The 10,154-nt window shown below is 60.3% G+C and carries 12 protein-coding genes; all 12 read right to left on the bottom strand.

Going from position 1 to position 10,154, the window contains the following annotated elements:
• Positions 1-1,131, bottom strand: a 1,131-nt coding sequence (locus tag CNE01S_RS23395) for a DNA circularization N-terminal domain-containing protein (protein ID WP_061279013.1), incomplete at its 3' end; no start/stop codon positions are given.
• A complete protein-coding gene (locus tag CNE01S_RS23390; RefSeq protein ID WP_061279010.1) occupies positions 1,128-3,389 on the bottom strand; it encodes a phage tail tape measure protein in 2,262 nt (753 codons plus the stop codon). The genes CNE01S_RS23395 and CNE01S_RS23390, both read right to left, overlap by 4 nt.
• A gap of 140 nt (positions 3,390-3,529) precedes the next feature.
• Positions 3,530-3,916 carry a phage tail assembly protein gene (locus CNE01S_RS23385; RefSeq protein WP_072279225.1) on the bottom strand — a complete coding sequence of 129 codons (387 nt, stop codon included), beginning with the start codon at positions 3,914-3,916 and terminating at the stop codon, positions 3,530-3,532.
• Positions 3,916-4,287 (bottom strand): hypothetical protein, encoded by a 372-nt coding sequence (locus CNE01S_RS23380; RefSeq protein ID WP_061279007.1) that lies wholly within the window; start codon positions 4,285-4,287, stop codon positions 3,916-3,918. The genes CNE01S_RS23385 and CNE01S_RS23380 overlap by 1 nt, the downstream gene beginning before the upstream one ends.
• Before the next feature lie 11 nt (positions 4,288-4,298).
• The gene (locus CNE01S_RS23375) at positions 4,299-5,738 is read right to left on the bottom strand and encodes a phage tail sheath subtilisin-like domain-containing protein (protein WP_061279005.1); all 1,440 of its coding nucleotides are present in this window, start codon (positions 5,736-5,738) and stop codon (positions 4,299-4,301) included.
• Between the two features lie 3 nt (positions 5,739-5,741).
• Entirely contained in the window at positions 5,742-6,035 is a 294-nt protein-coding gene (locus CNE01S_RS23370) for a hypothetical protein (RefSeq protein ID WP_061279004.1), read from the bottom strand.
• Positions 6,036-6,046: 11 nt separating this feature from the next.
• Positions 6,047-6,724 carry a phage protein Gp37 gene (locus tag CNE01S_RS23365; protein ID WP_061279003.1) on the bottom strand — a complete coding sequence of 226 codons (678 nt, stop codon included), beginning with the start codon at positions 6,722-6,724 and terminating at the stop codon, positions 6,047-6,049.
• Positions 6,724-7,164: a gp436 family protein gene (locus CNE01S_RS23360; protein WP_061279002.1), complete on the bottom strand. Its 441-nt coding sequence runs from the start codon at positions 7,162-7,164 to the stop codon at positions 6,724-6,726. Before CNE01S_RS23360 ends, CNE01S_RS23365 begins: the two co-directional genes overlap by 1 nt.
• Before the next feature lie 4 nt (positions 7,165-7,168).
• Positions 7,169-8,092, bottom strand: coding sequence for a Mu-like prophage major head subunit gpT family protein (locus tag CNE01S_RS23355; protein WP_061279001.1), 924 nt, complete (start codon positions 8,090-8,092; stop codon positions 7,169-7,171).
• An 11-nt stretch (positions 8,093-8,103) separates the two neighbouring features.
• Complete coding sequence (locus CNE01S_RS23350; RefSeq protein ID WP_061279000.1) at positions 8,104-8,511, bottom strand: hypothetical protein; 408 nt, start codon at positions 8,509-8,511, stop codon at positions 8,104-8,106.
• Entirely contained in the window at positions 8,498-9,604 is a 1,107-nt protein-coding gene (locus CNE01S_RS23345; RefSeq protein WP_082763282.1) for a phage protease, read from the bottom strand. The genes CNE01S_RS23350 and CNE01S_RS23345 overlap by 14 nt, the downstream gene beginning before the upstream one ends.
• Positions 9,605-9,858: 254 nt before the next feature.
• The coding region (locus tag CNE01S_RS23340; protein WP_174522192.1) for a phage virion morphogenesis family protein at positions 9,859-10,154 on the bottom strand (296 nt) is incomplete at its 5' end.

Here is a 10,154-nt window from a genome sequence, read left to right as displayed (position 1 = left end):
CCAGGCGGTGCGCTGCAGGTCGCTGATAATCGCGCTGTGAGTACGCGTGTCGGCGGTCAGCCCGGACAGCGCCGCCGTGGTGATATCCTGCTGCATGGCGGCCCGTGCCTCACTCAGGGCGGTCATCACCGACCGACGGACGTCGTTCACGATAGCTTCAATCCAGGTACTGGTGAGGGCCGGAGCCGTCACTTCGTTCTGCATGAGGGTGGTGGCCACCGCCGCCAGCTCGCTGACCGTGACCAGTCGGGCTGTGCGGGTCAGCAGTTGCGTATCGCTGGCCCGGACGGCCGTCACCTGGCTCAGCGGCAGGGCAAAAGGTTTAGTGATGGTGGTGACGCTCCGGGCATTAATCCACGCCGTTGGCAGCGACAGCACCTTCCCGGCCAGATGGGTGGCCTGCTGCCAGTCTGATTTTACGCTCTCGCCGGTGAGGTTCAGGGTGTCGCTGAAGGTGCCCAGCATCCCTTTAAGGTCGCTGATAAGCGCCGACGGCGTGTCCAGCAGGTTGCTGACGCTCGCCACTGCCCCCTGAATCTCCTCCCGGACTTCACCCAGCAGGTATTCACCCTGGGCGATAATCGTGTTGATACGCTCCACGCCGTTCTCAAGCAGTCGGATATCTTTCATCGCGGTGCTGAAGGCGGAGGCGGCGCTGTCGAGCAGATGGTTCCCGGTGGAGAAAATACTCTCCGGGGCCTGACTGGCAGACGCCGTGGCAAACAATGCCTGCTCAGCCCCGGCCTCGGTGAAGACCAGCTCCACGGTGACCGCGTTGAGGGGCTCCACCTGCTTTTCAACCCCGGCTGACATAAACCGGGCGCGGGGAATGGAGCCGTATACCGGGTGCACCAGTTCGCCGGTTTCAGCAGATTTAAACGTGGTTAAAAGCGCCTTTAACTGCTGTTTCCAGTCATGGCCAAACAGAAAGGCGGTCAGCTTAAAGGAGACCGGGCGCAGGCCATGGTCTTCAATCGTCGCCCCGTCCTGATACGGATACGCGTAGCTCACGGTATCGCGGGCCAGCGCATCGCTGGTTGACAGACATTCGAACGCCACACCCCGGAACGAGGCGGGAAGCAGCTCATCAATACCGGCCAGCGCCGCCAGCTGGGAAAGCATATCGGTCATGAACCGTACCTCCGGTTTGTCAGCTCAGACTGCCGCATGATCTGCTGCGTCACCAGTTGGCTGTCCAGGTAAACGTTCACTACGGTCTGCTGTGGCTTAGACGGGGAAGTGCTGACATTGCCTTTGGTCGGTGCCGGAGTACTGTTGCTGATGAATTTATGGATCTCGTCCCAGACGTCCAGCGCCCCGGCAGGGTATGGCAGCTCGCTCCCCGGAAGGGGCGCACCTTTACCTTCCGCGATTTTATCTTTCCCGCGCTTGATAAAGTGTTCATAAAGGGAACTCCCCAGCATGGCGGCATCGGTGATGGGGTTAAGAACTTTCAGTGGTAACAGAAGCTTACTTTTCCCGGCGATCTCTCCTGTCTCTGTTAGCGCCTGAGCGATCTCATCACCTGCGGTACCTGCCGCCGGTGGTTCGACAACACCAGCTCCTGGTTTTTCTCCTTTACTGAAGAATTTTTTCCCCATTTTGTACAGCGCAAAACCGCCGACTCCCAGACCGCCCACCCCCCCTACCGCATCGTATAACGAATGGAATGCTGTAGTGGTAATCGAGACAGACTCGGCCAGCGTCGGAAATCTTTTGGCAAGATCGGCAAACTCATCAGCCAGCTTACCCGCAAGCGTGGTTGGTTCATTTGTAGCGTCATAGCTGGCAAATATGGCAGCGTTTTTAGCGTGGTTGAATTGCCACTCCGGGCCCTGCTTAATCAGATTAAAATCCTGCGAGGCAGAACGCTTGTTCTCAGTAAGATCGAACTGCGCTACACCTTCGTTCACAAGGCGGTTATAAAACTCACGGTTGCGATCAAAGTTGATATAGGCGTTTCGGGATTGCTGGTTATGAAACAGCGCAGAGATGTGTTCCCCATGATACCGCTGCAGCTGGGCTTCCAGTAGCTCACGCTTATCAGGATCGGTTGTGTGAGCAAGTTGTTTTTTCACGCGGCGGTACTGCGGATCGTTTTCATCCATTTTACCGATGACGTTCGTTATGGTATCCAGCGGCGTGAGCCCGAGTGCGAGATCGTGACGGGTCATTTTCTGAATATCAATGCCACGCCCGTTTATCTTGATACGTTTCGCATTGTTTTTCAGATTACTGGACGTCATTTCTGCCAGCAGATCGTTGACGTTGACTGCCGCATCCTCAGAGTTCTGCGCACCGATGGATGAAGCTTCAAATAAACCAGCGATTTGCGCGAAACCTCTGCGCCCGAAGAAGCCAGCAGATTTCCCTGCCTCCAGACCTCGCGGGATGGTTTCAGCCAGCACCGGCACACTCATGCGCCCATGCTGGGCATCCGTGGTCAGCAGACTGACAGCCGCGATGGCATCCTTATCGTTCAGCCCAAAGTTCACGGCGCTGGCCTGGGTATTAGCAACGGAAGCAGCATCAGCACCTGTTGCCACTGCATTTTTCAGTACGTTAGGCAAAAACTTACCGGGCTGGCCGGGTTTCATCACCCCTGAGCGCTGCATCGTTTCGAGCGCGGTCAGCGCTTCAGTAATGCTGGCTCCACTGTAGTCAGTCGCCGATCTGATTTGCTGGTCAATAACCCCCATACCTTTTTTGCGGCCTTCGAGCCCCAGACCGCTGTAGGTAAAGTTAGCCTGATTACGCAGTTCCTGGTCATATACCGCCCGATCCTCTATCGGTTTACGCAAGGCCAGACCAGTCCCCACGGCCACTGCACCCACGGTTCCGGCGACTTTAAGCCCGGTTTTCAGCCCCGAGGCCAGACGGCTCTGGGTACGCTCCGTTTCACCCAGCTCCCGGCGCAGCTTGCCGACGGTGCTGGTCATCTGGGCATACGCCCGCTGCTGCTCCATGGCTGACATCACGCCGGAGCGCTCAAGGCGGTTGTAGGCGGCCTCCGTCTGGGCAATCTCACGCCGGATATCCTGCTCGCTTCTGATGCCCAGTACGGCACGGGCCTCGCGGGCCGGGTTCCGGCTCAGGCGTTGTTGCTGCTGCTCAACCACGCTCATCTCTTTATTGAGGCGGCTGATGATGGACGATGTACGCTCCCAGGCACGTTGCTGCTCAGTCGCCGACAGCGTGCCGGAGCGGGCCAGACGCAGATAGGCGGCAGACGTCTGGTCAATTTTTTGCTGAATGGTGCGCTCGCTGCGGATACCCAGCACCTCGCGGGCCTCCTGCATGCGCTTCACTTCATTGCGGATACGCTGAATACCGGCGCTGGCGTTGTCGCGCAGGCCAATACTCATTTGTGTTTCAAAGGGACCGGCCATGGATTATGTCCTGGAGGATGGGCGGTTTCGCCGGGAGGACTGGCGGCGGCTCACATACGTTGTGCCACCCCCGCGCTGCTGTTTAAACCAGGCTTTGGGGGCCTCGATGCGCTGGACGCCATCGAGGAGTGCCCCCAGGGTTACAGTGTCGAGAGCCCGGAGGTCTGATTCGCTGTATCCGTACCGTCTGAGCCGGAGGCAGGCGAACCGGAAGTCGCGGAGTCGCCGTTCGCGTCCGCGCGCTTTTTTTTGAGCGCATCGCGGGCGGCCGTCAGTTGGCGGTAATCGTCGCTGTCCATGTCCCGCAGCAGGTCATAGGTGATAGCCTCTTTCGGGAGAGTGCCGAGCGCATCCAGACAGGTGGCCATCAGCGCCACGCCGAAGCCTGCATCCGGCACGCCGGACTCCGAGGCGTCGATTTCGTCTCCGACCGTGGGCAGATGCAGGGTAAAATCCCGGTGTGTCTCGCCGTTATACACAATCCCCACGCTCAGGGTGCCGGTGGTGTTCAGTGAATCGGTCATCATTATTCCTCAATACGGTTCAGGGCAAAGCCGGTGATACTCACCCGCGCTTCGTTGTCCACGTTGTACTCGTCACCCACCGTCTGCACGGTAAAGTTCTGGTACGTGATGGTCTTGTCGCCGCCGTCCTCGGGAAACAGCGTCAGTTTTGCGTCCACGATGTTTTCCCAGATGAAGGTGCGGCCTTTGGGCTTGACTGCCTCCAGCGTCAGGTTGTACGTCGCGATGCCGTTGACGTGCCCGCGCGCACGGCCGGTGGAGTTCATGGTCTTCACCAGCTTGCGTCCGGTGTCCACCGTCGGGCTGACGCGGGTCACCTCGATTTCCGTGCCGTTTACTTCCAGCACAATCGGTCCAATGTAGACATCTGCCATTAGTTCTCTCCTCAGTACAGGTAGACCGTGCCGGTCAGGATATGCAGGCCGCGCACAACCGGGGCCGGGATGCCCACGTCCGCACGGGTCCGGTCCTGTGCGTTGCGGGTGACGGTCACCTGGTTTTTGTACGTGTCGATATCTTCCACCCACTCCAGCCTTTCCATGGCATACAGCACATCCAGCGTCTCCGAGCGGATTTGCTGCAGCCTGCGGTCGGTGAGTTTCCCCCCGTTCGGGAAGCGCTGCGACATCCTTGTGCGCCACGCCAGCCGGATGGCATCCAGGGTGCGGATGGTGGTGATATCCAGCAGGGTGTCATCGTCCGTGCCAGCCGCGTTCTTAACGTAGGTACTGATGGCGCGAACCAGCTGTACCCGGCTGCCCTGCACCCGGAACGGCGTCAGGCCGTTGTGCAGGGCTTTCTCTTCCTCTGTGCGCATCGGCCAGGCGGACTGGGGCGTGATATCCAGGCCGATAAGCGCCCGGTTATCCAGCGGCTCAGACGGGTCGTCCTCGCTGATGACGGTTGCCCCGTACACTGCGGCGATTTCGCCGTTGCTGCAGAGCGAACCGTTATGCCAGCCTGTGGTGGTCCGGGCGGCATTGACCGTGCTGGTCAGCGTAGTACCCGCCGCCAGCGTGCCGCGCCAGCCGGTCACCCCGATGGCCCCGCGCTGCTCTACCGGGCCGGAGACCTTGTCCAGATGGGTGGACAACGCTTTCATGGTGGTATCAGTGCTGTAAGGCATCACGATCACCGTATGCCCGGCACTGAAGATGGCGGCCAGCGCCGGGGCGATATCCGGGTCACCGACACCGCCCGCCATCGGCTTCATCGCCCCGGTAATACCGTCCGCCGTGATGCTGAGTACCAGCCCGATTTCATTCCCGCAGGTACCCTTGTGGCAGGCCGTCAGCGCGATGCCTCTGACTTTAGGCGGATTAACGTCAAAAGTGACGGGAGCCACATCCCCTGTTTCTGCCTTCAGCGGCAGGTCTGCGCGGGCCGCGATGGCTCCCACCAGAGTATCCATCAGGTCAATAGCCCGGTCACCCGGCGATACCGCTGCCGCCACGGTGATGTCGGCCACCTGCAGGCGAACCTGACCTGACGTTGCGGCCGTCCCGCTCAGTATCAGCGTGGCGGTGGCCGCCACGCCTGCCCCGTCATCATCGAGCGCACAGACCGCCAGTTGCAGGTTGCTGTTAGCATTTATGGCTTTCGCCACCATCCGGTGAGCCTGTGAGCCACGACCAAACCAGAGCGCGGCGGCTTCCGCGCTGTACACATCCACTGGCGTGAGTGCGTTCACCGTGCCGGTGGTCAGACGCTGGGCGAGGATCACCATGTACTGCTCCCCGGCGGCGAGCGTGCGGCCCGCGCGGGAATAATCAAATCCCACATAGGTGCCCGGTACGCGGGTGGAGGCCGGAATAATGTCACTCATCCGTCAGTCCTCTTGTTTATCGTTGTTGGTGGCCAGAGTATCGGCACCCGTTTCAGTCCCCACAGCCGCCTTTCGGGCTGGCAGGGAGGGCGTTGTGTTTTTTTCGGCGGGTACTGCAGGTTCAGGGGCCGTGCCCGATGGCGCGGGGGCCGGAGCCGGAACCAGATCACCTTCATGCAGTCGGCGCAGGTAGTACACCGAACCGTCAACGACATCCACCGGATCGCCGTCGGTGATGTAGCGCCGGGCATCGTCTTCAAGGGGCACTTTCAGCCCCGGACGGGCAATAACCATCATGGTGTAATTCCTCAGAGTAACGGGCCGTCTTCAGCGGCATCAGATTCAGGTTCGGGTTTGGCAGGGACCAGCACCGTATCATCCGCCACGGGCTGGCCCTGAAGCTGCCAGGCCGCATGCGTGGCCCGGTGCTCCGGTGGGGCATCATCCAGCTGGCCTTCCCACAGCACAAAGTCGTGGTCAGGGTGGGTGTCATACTCGGGCGCTACCGGCCAGCGTCGGTTTTCAAGCACATCTTCGTACCAGAACGTGGTGAACAGGCACTCGTACATCCCGATGGCCTTTTCACCCAGCACCTTCCCGGTCACCATTTTCACGGTGGCGGGCACCAGACGTCCGATATCCAGCCCCAAATCCTGCCCGGAGAGCAGGCGGCGCACCGCCCGCACCAGGCGATAACAGCCGGGTTCATCCGTGCGGACGTCGCCGTGCCGGACCGCCTCGTTTTCCCGCACATTGTGGTCGGCGACAAACACCGCAAAGTTCGCGGTGACCTTATAGCGGGTGCGGCGGGTGTCGTGGGGCTGGCTGCCAGTGATACCGGTGAAGGTCACGAACGCCCCCGGCAGGCAGTCCAGGATACTGCCAATGTCATCGGTCATGACGTCCCACGACATCACCTCCGAAACCGATATCCCGAGCCCCGCCTGAAGGCGTTCACAGATGGCATCTTCAATGGCGATAATCATCAGTAACACCCTCCACCCGTGCGGTTGCGGCTCCACAAATCCTCGCCGCCGCTGTAAAACACCACATCCGGGGAGGACGGCTCCACGGTCTGTCCATCTTTAGTGGCGCTGCCAAGGGTGATTTTCCCGTCCGCCACCCGTTTCAGCCAGGCAATCGCATCGTCATAGCGGATGCGCATTTCCTCCGTGGTCTGGTGCTCCGTGCCCACCATCAGAAAACGGGCGATATCGCAGCAGTAATCCCGCAGCGCCCCAGGCACATCGCTGAGTGGCAGGCTGTAGCGTGCCCCCAGGTATGAGTCGATGCGGTCGCTGGCCGACTGCAGGTGGCGGGCAATGCGGGTGGTATCCGGCGCACCCACGCCTCGCCTTGCTGAAACACCGGTCGCATCCCGCTCGGTGAAATACGCGATATAGTCCTCAGGAGTGGCGTAAGTCATGGTCTCAGCCCTTGCCGGTGGAGCCGTGAATCATCTGCCACAGACCGAAACCTGCCGATCCGCGCGCCTCAGCCCCGAACTTCAGCTTTTTGCGCATAAACACATCCGGGTTGTTCATGTCCTGCTGGGAGACAAAGACCGGCTTCTTACGCTGCTGGAAAATCAGCGGCTTGATGGCACGGCTGGTGTCCATCAGGAACCAGGCGTCATCGTCGGTCAGCCACGGCACCACGAGAACTTTGGCGGTGCCCTTGTAGATGTTGGTCTTCCCGTCATCCAGACGTTCGGCGGTCATCAGGGCGTTGGCCGTGTCTTCCAGCGCCGGGGGCACGACGAGCAGCGTCGGGCGAACGTTCAGCGGACGGCCTTCCGTGTCTTTCATGTTACGCAGTACCGTGCGACCTTTGCCATAGGAGGCTTTCGCTTTGTCCAGCGACTCGGCAGACAGCGGGGCTGTACCCTGGTTGCTGACCAGGATGACTTTGCCCGCTTTGTCCGTGCCGTTTGGGTGCTTCTCCGACACAAACGGCTGGCCGTCATAGCATTTCTTGCTGAAAGCCTCGTTCAGCGCTTCAAAGACCAGCTCATCCGGCCACTGCTTCGCGCTGAAGCCTGCCTCCTGCGCCTGCGGGGCATAAATCCCGAGCTGGTCGTCTTCGAGGTCATCCCGGTCCACCTCCACCGTGGCTTCAAAGGATTTATTGGGCAGCGTATAGTTATGCTGGGTCAGGGATTTGACCACTTTATCGCCCACCCACTCACGCAGGCGCGGGAAGCGGTCCAGCCAGGCATAGCTGTTTTCGCGTGTGGTGGACGGCACCAGCGTAGCCACCTGGTCCCACATGGACGGTGAGGCGTCAAACGCCTTGTTAAAGGTGGATTTCAGCGCTACAAACAGCGCGGTGAGGTTGCCTTTATTCAGGATCATCGTTTCTTTCCTTATTCAATCCAGACGCCATCGCTTTCCAGCAGAATGACGGTGCCCGCTTTGGAGCGCTTGGCGCCACCGTCGGTGCCGGTCAGGGTGCGGTTATCCAGTACCCAGACGCGTTTCCCCACGTGCGCCTGGACAATGGTCCCGTCGTTACGCCAGCGGAACGCTTTATTGCGGCGCATCAGGACCGATATTGCCCCGTCGTTACCGGCGGTATTGTCGGCCCGCGTTTCCGCGCGCCCGGCCCAGACCAGATCAACCGCTTCTTTCCCGCCTACGGCAAAACCTTCAGTGTTGACGCAGACGATGGTCCCGGCGGGGATCAGTTCCCCCTTTGCCACCGGGACAGGGGTCAGCTCGCCGTCGCGGTACGGGGCATCAAAATCAGTTTTTTGCTCTTCAGTCAGCGCCATGGCCCATCTCCTTCGCCAGTTCTCCGGCAAATGCCTTCTCATCCAGACCTGCAAACTGGCTGCAGATCGCCACTGCATCGCCGCTCAGAGTGGCGTTGCCTTTATCGTCCAGGTTCAGGCCCTGACTCTGCAGGCGGGAGAGTGCGGCCACCGGCTGTCGGGCCGCCACCATTTTCTCCAGCAACGCAAAATCGGTTTGACCCAGCTCACGCAGATTGTCCTCATCTGCCCCCCGGAACACGCGCCCGTCGCTGAGCGCCGCTGTCAGGAGCTTGTCCACGCGGTCACCCTGAAACTGGGTGGAAAGTGCGGCAAGCTTCGTGCGCAGGTCATCCACCACCGCCACCGGCACATATTTTGTCGGGTCAGGTTTGTGATTTCCCGCCGCCACGGACAGGGCGGCAATCTGCGTCTGACCGTCCTGGATGGACTGGTCTTTCTGCAGCAGCAGGGCCTTATGTGCCTCTATCATCGCGCTGAGGCTGGCGCAGTTCGTCGCCTTCATCTCGCCGTCCCGCAGCGCCGCAATGGCGGCCAGGATAGCGTTCTCATCGCCTTTGTCGCCAAGACCAAAGATGGCACAGAGCGCAAGGCGCAGGTTCTCGTTCATCGGTTTCTCTCCGTTATCAAAAAACATCAGGGAAGCGGCCGCGACCGGGCGCATCCCGTCCAGCACCGGCATATTGGTGAGCGCGGCATTAATAAGCTCCCGAACCATGCCCTGCTCGTCATACCCAAAGGTGGGGGAGACATAGCGGTACTCATCAGCCGCGATAAGTGCCGCCGCCCTGGCGGTCCACTGCACATCGGCATACAGGCCCTCACCGTCAACCCACACCAGGTTACTGAACCAGCCTGCTGCCGGAACCGGGCCGCTGGCACCGGGGGCATTCAGCGACTGGTGCTCATAGTCGAACAGATAGGCATTGACCTTACTGGCCGCCGCCTCAATCAACTTTTGCGCGAGCGCCGCATCCAGATACCAGCGCTGGCTGCCATTTGCCGGGCCAAACCAGCCCGCCGGGAACAGCTGCACGCGGGCGGTGTTCGCTTTATCGATAGTGGCCAGCGAGGCGGTGGCAAATTTCCACATGGAAGGTCGTGTCCCTGAGTTGTGTTCTGCAGGCAGGGTAACGCCCACCAGGAGGCGCAAACAGTTGCGCAGGCGAAGCAGATAAAAAGGAAACAGAAAGGACGTACCGGGGAAAACCGAAGGAGAGAGACGAAACGGGAGACCAGACCCCGTTTAAAACCCGTTTAAATCGCGTCAGACTGATTTAAATAACGCGCAGGCATACCACGTTACCCGCAAACAGTCGTAAACGCCACAGGGGGTGTTACAGGCGCTCATTCGTTTCCGGTCATAAACGCGATGACGGCCTGCTGTATTTCCTCGAGGTCGCGGTCGGTCAGCGTCAGGAACGGACGCGCCGGAATATCCGACCCCGGATGGTTGACCTTCTTCGCATAGCGACCGTTGAAGCGCAGCGCCTGCCGGTTGCGGGGGCGGATTTCATGGGGGCGGGTTTTGCCCCCCTGGTTCTGGATACGGGCATATACCACGTTGGTGCCCACCACGGCGGTGTCGTTGTCATGCCAGGGGGTGATGGAGCCGTGCAGATGCCGGGTGTGCATCAGCGGCT

The sequence above is a fragment of the Cedecea neteri NBRC 105707 = ATCC 33855 genome (assembly GCF_001571265.1).
Taxonomy (GTDB): domain Bacteria; phylum Pseudomonadota; class Gammaproteobacteria; order Enterobacterales; family Enterobacteriaceae; genus Cedecea; species Cedecea neteri.
This window is presented reverse-complemented; position numbering and strand designations above follow the sequence as displayed.

Bases quoted from the DNA above. Each gene is read 5' to 3' on its own strand.
- CNE01S_RS23370 (WP_061279004.1), bottom strand. From the start codon at position 6,035: ATGATGGTTATTGCCCGTCCGGGGCTGAAAGTGCCCCTTGAAGACGAT.
- CNE01S_RS23360 (WP_061279002.1), bottom strand. From the start codon at position 7,164: ATGACTTACGCCACTCCTGAGGACTATATCGCGTATTTCACCGAGCGG.
- CNE01S_RS23385 (WP_072279225.1), bottom strand. From the start codon at position 3,916: ATGATGACCGATTCACTGAACACCACCGGCACCCTGAGCGTGGGGATT.
- CNE01S_RS23350 (WP_061279000.1), bottom strand. From the start codon at position 8,511: ATGGCGCTGACTGAAGAGCAAAAAACTGATTTTGATGCCCCGTACCGC.
- CNE01S_RS23345 (WP_082763282.1), bottom strand. From the start codon at position 9,604: ATGTGGAAATTTGCCACCGCCTCGCTGGCCACTATCGATAAAGCGAAC.
- CNE01S_RS23380 (WP_061279007.1), bottom strand. From the start codon at position 4,287: ATGGCAGATGTCTACATTGGACCGATTGTGCTGGAAGTAAACGGCACG.
- CNE01S_RS23365 (WP_061279003.1), bottom strand. From the start codon at position 6,724: ATGATTATCGCCATTGAAGATGCCATCTGTGAACGCCTTCAGGCGGGG.
- CNE01S_RS23390 (WP_061279010.1), bottom strand. From the start codon at position 3,389: ATGGCCGGTCCCTTTGAAACACAAATGAGTATTGGCCTGCGCGACAAC.
- CNE01S_RS23375 (WP_061279005.1), bottom strand. From the start codon at position 5,738: ATGAGTGACATTATTCCGGCCTCCACCCGCGTACCGGGCACCTATGTG.
- CNE01S_RS23355 (WP_061279001.1), bottom strand. From the start codon at position 8,092: ATGATCCTGAATAAAGGCAACCTCACCGCGCTGTTTGTAGCGCTGAAA.